The sequence below is a fragment of the Caproicibacterium sp. BJN0003 genome, assembly GCF_026314295.1.
GTDB lineage: Bacteria > Bacillota > Clostridia > Oscillospirales > Acutalibacteraceae > Caproicibacterium.
This window is the reverse complement of record NZ_CP111108.1, coordinates 1,374,077-1,389,154: the sequence shown is the minus strand read 5'-3', so window position 1 is coordinate 1,389,154 and position 15,078 is coordinate 1,374,077. Positions and strand designations below refer to the sequence as shown.

Here is a 15,078-nt window from a genome sequence, read left to right as displayed (position 1 = left end):
GAGAGGGATTCATGGAAAAAAGCCCTTTCTTAAGTGTTATTATGCCTATTTATAATACAAAAGAATATGTTAAGCAGGCCATTGAAAGCGTTTTGACTCAAACATTTTCTGATTTACAGCTAATTTTGTTGGATGATCATTCAACGGATGGCAGTGGTGCAATTTGTGATGATTATGCGCAAAAAGATAAGAGAGTTTTAACAATTCATCTCGAAAAAAATGGAGGAGTTAGTAACGCTAGAAATTGTGGATTAAGGTATGCTACCGGAAAATATGTAACTTTTATTGATTCCGATGATTATATTGACAGTTCTCTTTATTCTTCTTTTTTTAAAACAATCGAAAAATTTCACTTTCCCGAGGTCCTCCTTTGTGGAATTATAGAGGAATATTGCAATCAAGGCAAAGTCGTTTATACTAAGAAAGTAACGACAAATTCTTGCTTTTTGGATTCTCCTGTAAAGATTCGAGATGTTATAATTAATTTAGAAAGAAAGACCCTTTTAGGGTATGTGTATAATAAATTTTATTTTTTAGATTACGTACGTGAAAATCACATTTTATTTGACCCAAAAACAAAAATTAATGAAGACTTTCTATTTAACATGGGGGTTTTCCGTAACCTAAAAACTTTAGCAGTGATAGAAGACTGTGGATATCATTATCTTAAACGTGGGAATAAAAGTGCTACAGGACAATTTATTCCTGATTATTTCCCGATTCATGAAAAAAGAGTTATGATGCTTATAAAACAATTTGAACAATGGGATATGATTACAGCTTCCATTTTGGGAGAACTCTCTAGAATCTATGTTCGTTATTCCTTTTCTGCCATTGAGCGGAATAATGAACTAAAATCTCACATGTCATATTATGATAAAGTCCTCTGGATGAATCATTTATTTGAGTCGGAGTTGTATCACAGACTTTCTCCTCATTTTCAAACTAGTTACGATGCTCTGGGGATCATGTCTTACTTTTTGAAACGAAAACGAACTCATGCGTGCTTATTAACAGGGAATGTTATTTATTTTATAAAGAAAAAGCACCCTACTTTATTTGCAAAAGTAAAACAGAAGCGGTAGAGGAAGTTTAAAGATGAAAATTCGCGTACTTGTCTTTGGGATGACTTATAACCCAGGTGGACTCGAAAGTGTTGTGATGAATTATTATTGCCATATTGATCGTCAAAAAGTGCAGTTCGATTTTTTATGTTATAATAAAGAACCTGCATATGCAGAAGAAATTCGTAGATTGGGCGGTAAAATAAAAGTAATTCCGGGCAGAAAATCAGGTGTGATCCAAAACTATTTTACTATGAAAAAATGGTTTCGTGAGAATGCCCATTGTTATGCTGCCTTGTGGGAAAATGCTAATTCTCTTACAGATATTCAGCCCTTAATCTTTGCAAAAAAATATGGAATTCCTAAAAGAATTATGCATTCACATAATTCTAATAGCATGAATGAACCACTTACAGCATTTCTTCATAAACATCATAAGAAACAAATTCTAAATTTGGCAACGGATTTTTGGGCTTGCTCTTTGGTAGCGGCAAAATGGATGTTTTGTGAAGAAATTATAAAATCCAAACACTTCCATATTATTACCAATGCGATCGAATCTGAAAAATTTGCTTTTAATCAAACAATCAGAGACGAAGAACGTACTAATCTGGGAATATCTGATTACTTTGTTGTTGGCCATGTTGGACGGTTCTATTTTCAAAAAAATCAAGAATTTCTTGTTCGGATTTTTCAGGAAATTCATAAAAGAGTCCCAAAATCCGTTCTGATTTTGGTTGGTCAGGGCGAAGATGAGGAAAAAATACATGAACAGGTGGAAAAGCTTGGACTAAAAGGCGCAGTGAAATTTTTAGGTGTATGTACCAATATGGAAAGGCTTTATCAAGCTATGGATATTTTTGTTTTACCTTCCCATTTTGAAGGACTGCCGTTGGTTTTACTTGAGGCACAGGCAAATGGACTTCCCTGTTATGTTTCTGATTGTATTTCCAAAGAAGCGCAAGTAACATCTTCTTGTCAGTATTTATCTTTGGATCTTCCAGCAGAAAAATGGGCGGATAAGATTATGAGTCATGAAAACAACCGAAATCCAGATGCTGTAAAAGAAATTCAAAATTCTAACTATGATATTCAAAAAAACGCGAAAAATTTAGAAGCCTTTTTTATAAATGGAGACTGAAAGAATGGAAAAAGTTGATTTTGTTATGATCTGGGTAGATGGGGCTGACCCAGAGTGGCAAAAGGAAAAAGCCCGGTATATGCCCAATACGAATGAGGATTCGCGGATCATCCGTTACAGAGATTGGAATAATCTTCAGTATTGGTTTCGGGGGGTTGAAAAATTTACTCCTTGGGTAAACAAAATCCATTTTGTTACATGGGGGCACTTACCCTCATGGCTAAACACCAATCATCCCAAATTGAATATTGTAAAGCATTCTGATTTTATTCCTCAGCAATATCTTCCAACATTTAGTTCTCATACAATTGAATTGAATCTTCATAGGATTCCCGAACTTTCGGAACAATTTGTTTATTTTAATGATGACACGTTTGTCATTTCCCCGATGGATGAAGAAGATTTTTTTAAAAATGATCTTCCATGCGATGCGGCCATTGAATCTGTTTTACAGTTTAAAGATGGTGGAATAGATCATATTATTGCGCGGGATTTGGAGTTCATTAATTCTGATTTTAAAAAGCGCCAGACGGTAAAGGCTAATTTCAAAAAATGGTTTTCCCCTAAGTATGGAAAAAAATTATTACATAATCTTTATCTGCAGCCGTTTTCTCAATTTGTTGGATTTGAGAATCCGCATTTACCAATTCCATATTTAAAATCAACATTTCGGGATGTGTGGAAAGCTGAGCCGGAGACTTTGAATAATACTTGTTTACATAAATTTCGCGAAGCGTTGGATGTTAATCAATGGCTCATGCGTTATTGGCAGTTTGCAATCGGGAATTTTACTCCAAAATTGCAAAATGGCAAGTTCTTTTCAATTGGAAAAGAAGATACCGCAATTAAAGAGGCACTTCAAAGTCAAAATTATCAGATGATTTGTTTAAGTGATGATGATCCGAATCTTAATTTTGCAGAAGAGTCGTCACAGATTTGTAAATATTTTGATCGAATTTTTCCTAATAAATCTTCATTTGAACGGTAAAGGAGAATGATAGCATGATAATAAGAAACGATAAGACCATTTCATTTAAGAATATTTTTCTGGATGAGTTTTCTGTAAAGTTTATTTTTTCATTTTTGGCATTAATTAATTTGATTCCTTTTGCTGGAAATTATATTGGTCCTCTTATGAAAGTTTGCTTAGCATGGGGAACAATTGTTTTGCTTTATCAGGCGAAAATTAATTGGAAAAATTTATTTTTGAATAAAAGAATTTTTCTTTTAATTGCCTATTTGGTACTGTATGGAGTGTCAATCCTTATAAATCACTCAGTTATGTTTTCTAAGAATTTTTCCGAATGGTGCTATATGGCATTGTTTTTTCTTTTGTTTACACAGTGTGATCCTCGAAAAGGTGAGCGCACAATTATTCATGAAATACAGCTCCTTTTGTATTTATTAATAGGGGTTTCGTTCCTATTTGCTGTTATTTCTTTTTATACTTTTGCTAACCAAATTTCATATGCTTTTCAAAATCCAGAGCTTAAAAGCGATATTATTTACTTTGGAATGGCAAAAGATCGCTTATGGGGACTTTCAAATCCCAATGTTGGAGGAATGTTGGCGTGTTTTTCGATTGCTGCTTCATTATGGATACTATTAACAAAGAGCAATCAAAGCAGAAAACATCCCAAAGGATGGGCTGCTTTTTTTATAATCAATATAATACTTCAGTATGCATGTTTAACATTAATGCAAAGCCGTGCTTCTCTGATAACTTTTTCGATTTTTGTAGGGCCTTTTGTGGGATTCTGGTACTTTACGAAAAGTAACAAAGCCCATAAATATCGTTCGTTAAAGTTCAAAGCAGCAGTTGTATGTGTTGTATTTTTGCTATTGCCGGTTGTCCTTGAGAAACCGGTTCGAAACACTCTTTCTCTTATTCCAAAAACAGTGAGTTCCGTGCGCATTGCTTCTCAAGAAGCAGAAAAAAAGACAGAATCCGTTGAGGTTAGCAGTCAAACAACGGAATCATCTACTTCTGGCCAGTCAAGTAATACAGGAGCAAATGGGAATTTTCAAGCAGAACGAAACGATACTACTTTGGAGAGCAGAGGCGGCATTTTAAATGGTCGATTAGATTTATGGCAGGCCGGGCTGAAAGTTTTTTCCCAGCATCCTTTCTTTGGCGTAACACGTGAAGGAATTTATCAATATTCGATGCCCTATATTACTTTAAATTGGTTAGAATCCAGTTTACATGGTGCGGGCCTCCATAATGGCTATTTGATGGTTTTAGTTAGTTCAGGCATTTTTGGATTTGTCATATTGGGAATTTACATTATTTCTGTATTGGGGACTTTATTTAAAAAAATCAGGAGAAGTGATGGATTCATAAAGCTTTTGTTGTCTTTTTTCTTGATCCTTATGATTGCCATTTTAGTTCATGAAATGGTAGAATCTCATATTATGTATCGTGTAACATATTTTGTCGTCTTTTTCTGGTCTATGGTAGGATATGCGTTGACGATTGCAAGTCGTGTTAAAGAAAGAGAAATTTCGGATTCTTCGAAAAGTAAACTGTCACAATGATGTATTAAAGAATTTATAATTTTATCGGCTAGCTTTGTAAGCCGTGTTTTAAAGTAACAGTTTAAAGTTATTTGTATTGCATATTTTGTTGTAGGATGGATAAAGAATGAAAAATAGTAAACATGCTATCGTCAAGAATACATCAATGCTCTATATTATGAGTATTGCAAAGATGATTTTTCCTTTAATTACACTGCCTTATCTGACAAGAGTACTGACGGTTCCGTGCTATGGTGTAGTGACCTATGTAAAGGCCATCATGCAATATATGCAACTAATTGTGGATTTTGGATTTATTCTTTCAGGGACTAAAGATATTGTAATGGCAGGACAAGATCAAGATAAGCTGAATCATGAAGTTGGAAACGTATTTATGGCAAGAATATTATTAGGGAGTTTTGCTTTTGGATGTTTATGTATTCTGATTCATTTTATTAAAATTTTAAATGAAAATGCATTATTTACAATTCTTTCCTTTGTGGTTGTCTTTTTGACGTGCTTTTTAATGGATTTCTATTTTCGCGGAATCGAAAAGATGGAAATTATAACCATTAGGTTTGTTGTTATGCGAGGAATCTCCACCATATTAACCTTTTTCTTTGTTAAAAGCGATAAAGATATTTTCTGGATTCCGATTCTGGATATTATAGGATCTATTGCTGCTGTCGTTCTAGTATGGATTGAGTTATGGAAAAATAATGTTAGAATTAGACCTCAAGGCATTTCAATTGCATTTGCAAAAATTAAAGAATCAGCTGTTTATTTCTTTTCAGATATGGCAACAACAGCTTTTAATGCATTTAATACTGTTTTGGTAGGAATTTATTTTAATACAGTTGAGGTTGCGTATTGGGGAGTTTGTATGCAAATTATCGGAGCGATACAGTCTTTGTATAGCCCCATTGCAGATGGAATTTATCCTCAGATGGTAAGAAATAAAGATATTGGGATTATCAAGCGAATTATAAAAATATTTCTCCCTTTAATTGCTGCAGGCTGTATCTTTACATTTTTTGTAGCAAAATATGCCCTATTTATTATTGGGGGAAGCCAGTACGTTGATGCAGCTCCAATTCTAAAACTTTTAATTCCGGTGCTTTTCTTTAGCTTCTTTTCCATACTTTATGGGTGGCCTACTCTTGGAGCGATCGGAAAAGAAAAAGAAACAACAATGACAACTGTTGTAACAGCATGTATTCAAGTGCTGGGATTATTTTTATTAATTGCAGTAGGAAAATTCAATTTAATTACAATCGCTATTTTGAGAGGAATTACTGAATCTATTTTGTTTTTTTCAAGATATTTGTTTTACAGAAAATTCAAAAAACAGTTTAAAAATGCTGATTATAATGGTCAAATGTTTTTATAATACAACATCTAAATTGATTCAATCCACACAGGTAGGAGCATTATAAGTTCACTATACCACAATACAATCCATGACATCATTTCGCTAGAAGTGGAATAATATCATGTTTTAAGAGGGAAACTTATGAATATTATTCTTTTGGTAGCAATCTTTGCGGCGTTTTATAATATAAAGTTTGTACCATACAATAAAAACTATCTTTCGAAAAAACAGACAGATAATTTAAAAGGAATATTTCTTATATTAGTAATATTTCATCATCTAAGAATTTTCGGAGGTTTAGGTGATGTCTTTGAGCAATTTTCAAATGCAGGATATTTAGCAGTTGGAGTTTTTTTATTTATCTCGGGATTTGGTCTTATGGTTCAATATTTGTGTAGAGGAAGCAATTATATAAAAACTTTTCCAAAGAAAAGGTTATTGACTATATTATTTCCAGCTATTATAATGGGCCTTATCTATTTTGTGGTGAAAAACCGTATATATGGTTATTCTCTTCACAACTTAAAAATGGATTTTTTGAGAGGGTCGTCTGTAATATCAAACGGATGGTATGTTACTGCAATAATATATTTTTATATAATGTTCTTTGTTTCAGCATTAATAGCAGAAATAGTTCATAAAAGAAAAATTGCGCTTATAGGTATTATTCTTGCAACGGGTCTTTATCTTGTTTTGTGTAATACTCTTCACTATGAAGGACATTGGTATAGTCCTTCATTATGTTTTGCCTATGGCACATTTTGGGCTTGTTTTAAGCAAAAAATAGAAGCTAAAAAATTGAAGGGTGTTATTACTATTATACTTTGCCTATTTGCTATATATTATTTACTTGTTCCGTCCCTACATATTGAATATGGATGGGCTGAATTTAAATGCCTCATGTATATTACGTTGATCGTTATTTTAGGAATGAGAGTAGTTTTGAATAGTAAAATTATGGAATGGTTAGGTTCTGTTTCATATGAAGTATATTTAGTTCATGGCTTGTTTTTTACACTATTGCGAAATAACTATGTGAATATTTCAAATGGTTTTACATTTGCGTGCTCATTGTTTATATTAACTTTTATTTGTGCATTTATTTTACACAAAATGTTTGTTCGCTTTTTTGAACTTCTAAAATTAAAATGATATTTTTATAGCCATTTTGAATAAACGAGTAAATATTAATTTATATAAAGAACAGCGGCATTTCTCTAATTGAGAATGCCGCTGCTTTTTATGATATATAATTTTTAGTCTTCCAATTTTTCTTTATAAGAAGTTTTTATGTATTTTCTTTTATCAAAAAATTGTTTGGTTTCTTTTACAACAACTCCGCTTAAAGCAAAGATGGCGATCATATTTGGAATTGCCATTAGACCGTTAAAGATATCTGCAATGGTCCATACTGCCTGAACGGTCATATAAGGCCCAATGAAGACCGCTAAAATATAAAGCCAGCGATAGACAAGGATTGTTTTCATTTTTCCACCAGTCAAATATTCAAGGCAGCGTTCGGAATAATAATCCCATCCAAGGATTGTGGTAAATGCAAAGAAAATAAGACACAGCATCAAAAGGAAAGAAGAGACAATAGTCGGGAACGGAAGTCCCTGATTAAAGGCATAGGTTGTGATTTGTACGCCTTCCAGTCCGTTTACTTGCCATGCACCCGTGAGGACGATGGAAAGTCCAGTCATAGTACAGATGATGATGGTATCAATAAAAGTGCCGGTCATGGAGACAAGACCCTGACGGACAGGCTCTTTGGTCTGAGCGGCAGCTGCTGCGATTGGAGCGGAGCCAAGTCCTGCTTCATTGGAAAAAATACCGCGTGCAATACCGTTTTGCACGGTAATAATCATAGTCCCCACAATACCACCGGTGACTGCAGAAGGGTTAAATGCCCCCTTTACAATGATCGCAAATGCCTGCGGAATTTTTTGAACATTGCAAATCAACAGAACAAGACTTAAAATTATATAAGTGACTGCCATAAAAGGAACAATGATTTCCGAAACCTGAGCGATTCGTTTAATGCCGCCAATGAGAACTAATGCCACACAAATGCTCAGAATAAAAGAGGCGATCACAACTGTCCAAGAATAAGTTCCGATTCCTGGAATCGTTACAGCCCACTGTTTATCTGGATCGAAAAAGTTATTTACAGCAGATGAAATTCCGTTTACCTGTGAAAAGGTACCGATTCCAAAAAGACCAACACATACTCCAAAAAATGCGAAGAATTTAGCAAGCCACTTCCATTTTTTGCCCATGCCATGTTCAATATAATAGAAAGGGCCGCCTAGTGCGTGATGATTTTTGTCAATTGTACGATACTTAATTGCCAAAAGGCCCTCTGCATATTTGGTTGTCATTCCAAAAAATGCGGCAATTTCCATCCAGAATAACGCACCAGGGCCACCTGCAGAAATCGCAGTTGCAACACCAACGATGTTACCGGTGCCGATGGTAGCAGAAAGCGCTGTGCATAACGCGCCAAAAGAGGTTACTTCGCCGTCTCCATCTTCCTCATTTTTTACCATCCAGCGAAGAGCCAGTGGAAGTCTGCGTATTTGCAAAAGTCCCAGCCGGCAGGTCAGATAGATTCCACCCAACAGAATCAGAACCATCAGGGGGATTCCCCATACAAAATTGTCTACACTTTTTAAAATACTGTTTACCGTTTCCCACATGTTTTTTACTCCCTCAAACTTTTTTAGGTTCTCCTTTTCTTTTGAATTATTTTCAGCAATACATTTTATTATATCATGAAATTCGATAAAATTCTACATTTGTTATTCGCTGCATGCTTTAGTTAAATGGAAAAATTATTTCGAAAGGGGGAGAGAATAAAAAGAAGATGGAATGATTAACTTGATTGTTTTTTAATAAATGAGACTGTCAAAAAACAGGCTAAATTTTCTTTTTTATGAGCATTTGAAAAAAAATTGACAAAGTACAAATTTACTCTTATGATGTAAAAGAATGTTTTATTGTAGAGAAAAAGGGGGCGCATAAATTGGGAAAGAAAACCATGATAGAATTACAGAATATTGAGGTTTCTTTTGATGGAGAGCAGATTTTAAAGAATTTTAATTTGCGAATTTTAGATGGAGAGTTTGTCACACTTTTAGGGCCATCAGGCTGTGGAAAAACAACAACGCTTAGAATTATTGGCGGATTTACAAATCCGGATAGTGGGAATATTTATTTTGACGGAAAGCGAATCAACGACCTGCCGCCTTATAAGAGAGAAGTCAATACGATTTTTCAAAAGTATGCGCTTTTTCCCCATCTAAATGTTTATGAGAATGTGGCATTTGGAATGCGCGCTCATAAAAAGTCCGAGAAAGAGATCAAAAAAACAGTTCACGAGATGCTCGATCTTGTAAATCTTCATGGGTTTTCTCATAGAAATGTGAATCAACTTTCAGGTGGTCAGCAGCAGAGAGTGGCGATTGCACGGGCACTGGCAAATTCGCCGAAAGTGCTGCTCCTTGATGAGCCCCTTAGCGCTTTGGATATGAAATTGCGCAAAGATATGCAGAACGAATTAAAAAAGATTCAGCAGCAGACTGGAATCACTTTTCTCTTTGTTACACATGACCAGGAAGAGGCACTTTCTATGAGTGATGTGGTTGTTGTAATGGATAAAGGCGAAATCCAACAGATTGGGACGCCCCAGGATATTTATAATGAACCAAAAAATGCGTTCGTTGCCGACTTTATTGGAGAATCCAATATACTTGATGGAATTATGCGCGAAGATTATTTGATTGAATTTTTTGGGCATAAATTTCGCTGTGTAGATAAAGGATTTAAAACAAATGAGCCTGTGGATGTTGTAATTCGTCCAGAGGATATTGACGTGGTAAAGCCGGAAGAGGCAGCCTTGTCAGGTGTTGTTACCAGCGTTACTTTTAAAGGGGTCCACTATGAGATCATTGTAGATGTTAAAGGGTTTAAATGGATGATTCAGTCCACTGATTTTACAGCGGAAGGAGAATATATCGGATTAAAAATCGGGCCGGACGATATTCATATTATGCACAAGTCGGAATATTCAGGCACCTTTGGAGATTACAGCACCTTCAGTGATGAAATGGAGGAAGATTTGCAAACTCCTTTATCTTCGCTTGAGGAGGGAGAGAAATGAAATCCAAAAAAGCCTGTTATCCCTATGTAGTGTGGATGGTGCTTTTTGTAGTTGTCCCGATGATTATGGTCGTATTTTTTGCGTTTACCGATAAATCAGGCAATTTTACGATTCAAAACCTTTTGGGCGTTGGCCAGTACAGTAATGTATTTTTGCGTTCTATTTGGTTGGGAGCGATTGCAACCGTAATTTGTTTAGTCTTGGGATTTCCGCTTGCATATTTGATTGCTCGCACCGGCAGAAAATCACAGAACGTCATGGTGATGCTGATTATGTTGCCAATGTGGATGAACTTTTTGCTGCGCACCTATGCTTGGATGACACTCCTTGAAGACAACGGAATTTTAAATCAGCTGTTTGAGGCAGTTGGTCTTCCAAAATTGCAGATGATCAATACTGCCGGAGCGGTTGTTTTGGGGATGGTCTATAATTATCTGCCATTTATGATTTTACCGATCTATTCAATTCTGACAAAGATGGATTCTTCTGTGATTGAGGCTGCTCAAGATTTGGGCGCAGATAGACGGCAGGTCTTTCTCAAAGTGACTTTGCCGATGAGTACCCCCGGAATTATTTCCGGAGTAACGATGGTATTTGTTCCGGCTGTGAGCACTTTTATTATTTCAAAGATGCTGGGTGGAGGTGCCAATCTGCTGATCGGAGACTTGATCGATATGCAGTTCTTAGGTTCCGCTTATAATCCCAATCTCGGATCTGCCATTAGCCTGGTCCTGATGGTTTTAATTTTAATTTGTATGGGAATTATGAATCAGTTTGATGATGGGGAAGAAAGCAATGGAGGGCTGATGATATGAAAGCGCTCTCAAAAGTATATTGCTTTTTTATTTATCTCTTTCTATATGCACCGATTGTTGTGCTGATTGTTTTTAGTTTTAATGACAGCACGACAATGAGTCGTTCTGTATGGTCTGGGTTTTCATTTAAATGGTATGGGCAACTTTTCAGTGACCGCTTGATTATGCAGGCATTGGGAAATACGATTTTGATTGCTGTTGTTGCAGCAGTTGTCAGCACGATTTTGGGCACAGCTGCAGCAATTGGAATTAATTCGCTGAAACGTTGGCCACGCCGGTTGGTGATGAACATAACAAATCTTCCGATGGTGAATCCCGAAATTGTAACAGGCGTTTCGATGATGCTTTTGTTTGTGATTGCCGTTCGGGCGATGAATACTAGTCTGGGGATCGGCAGCATTATGATTGCACATATCACGTTTTGTTTACCTTATGTAATCCTTTCTGTCAGGCCGAAGCTTAGCCAGATGGATCCGAATTTGTATGAGGCGGCGCTCGATTTAGGATATCATCCTTCACAGGCATTTTTCAAAGTGGTCCTTCCGGAAATCCTTCCGGGGATTGTTACCGGAATGATTATGGCTTTTACGCTTTCAATTGATGATTTCATTATCAGTTACTTTACAAGCGGCACTACACAGACGCTGCCGATTTACATTTATTCGATGACTCGTAAGCGGATCAGCCCGGAAATTAATGCGCTGTCGACCTTGTTATTTGCTATTGTTTTGGTTCTTCTTTTGATTGTGAATTTGCGGAAAGAAAAAGAAAATAAAGAAATTCTGCAAGAAGAGGAGGAGCCATAAATGAGGAAAAACTGGGCTCAAAAAAGCATAGCGTTTTTGTTTTCCGCGTTGATGATTGCTTCTCTTTGTATTGTTCCGGCTTCGGCAGAGGAGGATACAGAAGCAGCACCTGATACAGGTGTTACGATTAATGTTTATAATTGGGGAGAATATATCAGCAACGGAGTTGATGGAACGCTGGATGTAAATGCCGAATTTACAAAACGGACAGGGATTCATGTAAACTATACGACTTTTGATACAAATGAGTCGTTATATTCAAAGCTTTCCGGCGGCGGAGCGGAATATGATGTCATTATTCCGTCAGATTACATGATTTCCAAACTCATTGATGAAGGTATGCTCGAAAAATTGGATTTTGATAAAATTCCCAATTTTAAATATATCGATGATCAGTTTCGCAATCCTGCATATGATCCCGAGAATGCATATTCAGTTCCTTATACTTGGGGCGTCATTGGCATTTTTTACAATAAAAATTACGTAAATGCGAGTGAGACGACAAGTTGGAAAGTCCTCTGGGATCCAAAATATAAAGGAAAAATCTTGATGTTTGATAACCCGCGGGATTCTTTTGGAATTGCACAAAAGATTCTGGGGCAATCCTATAATACGACAAACGCAAGTGATTGGGAGGCAGCTGCCAATCTTTTAAAGCAGCAGAAACCTTTGGTACAAGCCTATGTGATGGATCAGATCTTCGATAAAATGGATGGAGGAGAAGCATGGCTTGCTCCTTATTATGCCGGAGATGCGGCAACGCTGGTTGAAAACAACCCCAATATCGGGTTTACAATTCCTACAGATGAGCCAACGAATTCTTTTGTGGATGCTGCTTGTATTCCGAAGGGAAGTTCTCATAAGGAAGAAGCCGAGGCTTATATCAATTTCCTTTGTGATCCGGAAATTGCGGCCGCAAATGTCAGCTATATTGGATATTCCACTCCAGAGAGCGCCGCAAAGAAACTTTTGCCGGAAGAAACAGTAGAAAATCCAATCTATTATCCTCCTAAGGAAATTATGGATAAGGCAGAAGTTTATGTAAACTTGCCGGAAGATACCAACATGCTTTTGGATACGCTTTGGGCAGAAGTTAAAATGGGAGGTTCTGGAGAGTCAGCGACTTTAATGGCGGTTTTGGCAGCATTTTTACTGCTTTATATTGGGATTGTGATTCATAAAAAGCGAAAACGAAAGCGCGAATTGCAATAATTAAATTTTAATTTTTGGGAAAATTTTTGGGAGACCCGCATTCTTGCGAGGTCTTTCTTTTTTTGGAAGGGAGGATATGCCGTAAGAGAACAGGATTGACAAAATAAACATCTCTCTTTGTGGAAGAGTATTTTCACAAGGAAGGAGGTGAAGAAATTGTATTCGGTCAGAAAAAATTCAAAATTAATTTCTGCTTTTCTTTTAATTGCAGCAATATTATCCGGACTGGTTAATATTGTTCCGGCTGAATCAAAAAATGTTATCGCTGCATCTTCTTTGTCAGAAAAGCAGGTGATTCTTTGTGGAACTCCGTTTGGTATCCGCTTGTTTACAAGTGGTGTAGTAGTGGTCGGAACTGCGGATATTCAAACGAATGAAGGGACTGTTAATCCACCGGCAAAATCGGGAATACAGGTAGGAGATATTGTCACAGGTGTAAATGGAAAAGAAGTCAATTCTAATGAAGAAGTTTCAGAAGCAATTCGAAAAAGTGGGGGACAAGTTATACAGCTTAGTCTTTTGCGAGAAGGAAAAGCATTTACAGCAGCTTTGCAACCAGTAGCTTCTCCAGCAGGATATCGGGCAGGACTTTGGGTGCGAGATAGTACTGCCGGGATCGGGACGCTAACTTTTTATGATCCTGATACCAAAATTTTTGCGGGATTAGGTCATGGAATTTGCGACCCAGACACGAATGAATTGATGCCGCTTCTTTCTGGTGATGTTGTCCCTGTTACAATCAGTGGAATTCGAAAAGGAGTGCAGGGCACTGCAGGAGAATTGCAGGGATATTTTGCTTCAGATACTGCGATAGGAACACTCTGCCAAAATGGAACCTGTGGGGTCTTTGGTTCGCTTCGAGAAAATCCGCAGGGAGAAACAATTTCAGTGATGTCTGCCGATGAGGTACATGCAGGGCCAGTCAAAATTCTTAGTACAATTGATCAAAATGGACCCAAAGCCTATGATGCATGTATTGAATTTGTGAACGGTCATGGCGGAGATTCAAAGAATATGGTGCTAAAAATAACGGATTCAGAACTTCTCGAAAAAACAGGCGGAATTGTACAGGGAATGAGTGGCAGTCCAATTTTACAGGATGGAAAGCTTGCGGGAGCAGTTACTCATGTTTTTGTTAATGATCCTACCAGGGGATATGGGATTTTAGCAGTCAATATGATTTCTGCCGATTCTCAGAATCAGGAAACTTTTGCCGGATCCCTGCTTCCCGCAGTTAGAATTTTATAAAAAAATAAAAACGGTACAACTAAAAAGATTTTGATTTGAAATCAAAATTCTTTTATAAGCTGTGCCGTTTTTATTGATTTATTCTGATTTATTAAAAATATAATATGCTAATTTTTTGGAAAATTTAGAATGAAAATGCAGTAGAAAAAAGCTGCAATGTCTTTTTAAACTATTTTATTTCCATCCATTCCAAAGAGTGATAGAACCATTTTTGCGAGTTGCATTTAGATCAATTAAACGTTGATTGGAACTGCCTCGAAAACGAAGAGAAATGTCATGCAGCTTTTCGACATATCTGCCGTCCACTAAGATATCCAACAGAGAAAGCATTTCATCTGTTGATTCACATCGCGGATAGGAATCTTCTTTTTTTAGTTCTTCCAAGGTAAATCCAGAAAAGCACCAAATGGTTTTCTGCGGCAATGTTTTCCGCACTTTTTTTAAAAAAGGAAGAAGAATTTTTTGATTTTTTGGTTCGAAAGGTTCTCCGCCCAAAACGGTTAAACCATTAATGAAAGGAGGTTCCAGCATGTGAAGAATTTTTTCTTCTGTTTCTTCTGTAAAAGGTTTTCCGTAATGAAAATCCCAAGTTTGCGGCTGAAAGCAATTTTCACAGTGATTGGTACAGCCGGAAACGAATAGGCTAATTCGAACGCCTTCACCATTTGCGATATCGCAGTCTTTGATTTCTCCGTAATACAAAATGTTTCCTCCGTTTTTATCAAAAATACAGTGCGAAAG

At 36.5% G+C, this 15,078-nt stretch carries 13 protein-coding genes; 11 read left to right on the top strand and 2 right to left on the bottom strand.

Annotation, left to right across the window (positions count from 1 at the left end):
* The first annotated feature begins 11 nt into the window (after nucleotides 1-11).
* The 6 genes from OP489_RS06935 (at nucleotide 12) to OP489_RS06910 (ending at nucleotide 7,246) form a co-directional block, all read left to right on the top strand.
* On the top strand, nucleotides 12-1,085 hold the full coding sequence (locus OP489_RS06935) for a glycosyltransferase family 2 protein (protein WP_266161185.1): 1,074 nt from the start codon (nucleotides 12-14) through the stop codon (nucleotides 1,083-1,085).
* A gap of 13 nt (nucleotides 1,086-1,098) precedes the next feature.
* Nucleotides 1,099-2,205 carry a glycosyltransferase family 1 protein gene (locus tag OP489_RS12310; RefSeq protein WP_323135400.1) on the top strand — a complete coding sequence of 369 codons (1,107 nt, stop codon included), beginning with the start codon at nucleotides 1,099-1,101 and terminating at the stop codon, nucleotides 2,203-2,205.
* Nucleotides 2,206-2,209: 4 nt separating this feature from the next.
* Nucleotides 2,210-3,193, top strand: coding sequence for a Stealth CR1 domain-containing protein (locus OP489_RS06925; protein WP_266161184.1), 984 nt, complete (start codon nucleotides 2,210-2,212; stop codon nucleotides 3,191-3,193).
* 14 nt (nucleotides 3,194-3,207) lie between these two features.
* Nucleotides 3,208-4,743, top strand: a complete 1,536-nt coding sequence (locus OP489_RS06920) for an O-antigen ligase family protein (protein WP_266161183.1) — start codon at nucleotides 3,208-3,210, stop codon at nucleotides 4,741-4,743.
* Between the two features lie 106 nt (nucleotides 4,744-4,849).
* Nucleotides 4,850-6,112, top strand: a complete 1,263-nt coding sequence (locus tag OP489_RS06915; RefSeq protein ID WP_266161182.1) for an oligosaccharide flippase family protein — start codon at nucleotides 4,850-4,852, stop codon at nucleotides 6,110-6,112.
* 123 nt (nucleotides 6,113-6,235) lie between these two features.
* Entirely contained in the window at nucleotides 6,236-7,246 is a 1,011-nt protein-coding gene (locus tag OP489_RS06910) for an acyltransferase family protein (protein ID WP_266161181.1), read from the top strand.
* A gap of 104 nt (nucleotides 7,247-7,350) precedes the next feature.
* On the opposite strand, the gene OP489_RS06905 is transcribed toward OP489_RS06910, so the two are convergent.
* The gene (locus OP489_RS06905; protein WP_266161179.1) at nucleotides 7,351-8,793 is read right to left on the bottom strand and encodes an alanine/glycine:cation symporter family protein; all 1,443 of its coding nucleotides are present in this window, start codon (nucleotides 8,791-8,793) and stop codon (nucleotides 7,351-7,353) included.
* A 326-nt stretch (nucleotides 8,794-9,119) separates the two neighbouring features.
* On the opposite strand from OP489_RS06905, the gene potA reads away from it, so the two are divergent.
* From potA to spoIVB, 5 genes are all read left to right on the top strand, one after another.
* Nucleotides 9,120-10,256 carry a spermidine/putrescine ABC transporter ATP-binding protein gene (potA, locus tag OP489_RS06900; protein WP_266161178.1) on the top strand — a complete coding sequence of 379 codons (1,137 nt, stop codon included), beginning with the start codon at nucleotides 9,120-9,122 and terminating at the stop codon, nucleotides 10,254-10,256.
* Entirely contained in the window at nucleotides 10,253-11,071 is an 819-nt protein-coding gene (locus OP489_RS06895) for an ABC transporter permease (protein ID WP_266161177.1), read from the top strand. The genes potA and OP489_RS06895 overlap by 4 nt, the downstream gene beginning before the upstream one ends.
* A complete protein-coding gene (locus tag OP489_RS06890; protein WP_266161175.1) occupies nucleotides 11,068-11,877 on the top strand; it encodes an ABC transporter permease in 810 nt (269 codons plus the stop codon). Before OP489_RS06895 ends, OP489_RS06890 begins: the two co-directional genes overlap by 4 nt.
* Nucleotides 11,878-13,089: an ABC transporter substrate-binding protein gene (locus OP489_RS06885; protein ID WP_266161173.1), complete on the top strand. Its 1,212-nt coding sequence runs from the start codon at nucleotides 11,878-11,880 to the stop codon at nucleotides 13,087-13,089.
* 156 nt (nucleotides 13,090-13,245) lie between these two features.
* Nucleotides 13,246-14,337: a SpoIVB peptidase gene (gene spoIVB / locus OP489_RS06880; RefSeq protein ID WP_266161172.1), complete on the top strand. Its 1,092-nt coding sequence runs from the start codon at nucleotides 13,246-13,248 to the stop codon at nucleotides 14,335-14,337.
* Nucleotides 14,338-14,511: 174 nt separating this feature from the next.
* On the opposite strand, the gene nrdG is transcribed toward spoIVB, so the two are convergent.
* On the bottom strand, nucleotides 14,512-15,039 hold the full coding sequence (gene nrdG, locus OP489_RS06875; RefSeq protein WP_266161171.1) for an anaerobic ribonucleoside-triphosphate reductase activating protein: 528 nt from the start codon (nucleotides 15,037-15,039) through the stop codon (nucleotides 14,512-14,514).
* Nucleotides 15,040-15,078: the final 39 nt, after the last annotated feature.

Bases quoted from the DNA above. Each gene is read 5' to 3' on its own strand.
- OP489_RS06935 (WP_266161185.1), top strand. From the start codon at position 12: ATGGAAAAAAGCCCTTTCTTAAGTGTTATTATGCCTATTTATAATACA.
- OP489_RS12310 (WP_323135400.1), top strand. From the start codon at position 1,099: ATGAAAATTCGCGTACTTGTCTTTGGGATGACTTATAACCCAGGTGGA.
- OP489_RS06925 (WP_266161184.1), top strand. From the start codon at position 2,210: ATGGAAAAAGTTGATTTTGTTATGATCTGGGTAGATGGGGCTGACCCA.
- OP489_RS06920 (WP_266161183.1), top strand. From the start codon at position 3,208: ATGATAATAAGAAACGATAAGACCATTTCATTTAAGAATATTTTTCTG.
- OP489_RS06915 (WP_266161182.1), top strand. From the start codon at position 4,850: ATGAAAAATAGTAAACATGCTATCGTCAAGAATACATCAATGCTCTAT.
- OP489_RS06910 (WP_266161181.1), top strand. From the start codon at position 6,236: ATGAATATTATTCTTTTGGTAGCAATCTTTGCGGCGTTTTATAATATA.
- OP489_RS06905 (WP_266161179.1), bottom strand. From the start codon at position 8,793: ATGTGGGAAACGGTAAACAGTATTTTAAAAAGTGTAGACAATTTTGTA.
- OP489_RS06895 (WP_266161177.1), top strand. From the start codon at position 10,253: ATGAAATCCAAAAAAGCCTGTTATCCCTATGTAGTGTGGATGGTGCTT.
- OP489_RS06890 (WP_266161175.1), top strand. From the start codon at position 11,068: ATGAAAGCGCTCTCAAAAGTATATTGCTTTTTTATTTATCTCTTTCTA.
- OP489_RS06885 (WP_266161173.1), top strand. From the start codon at position 11,878: ATGAGGAAAAACTGGGCTCAAAAAAGCATAGCGTTTTTGTTTTCCGCG.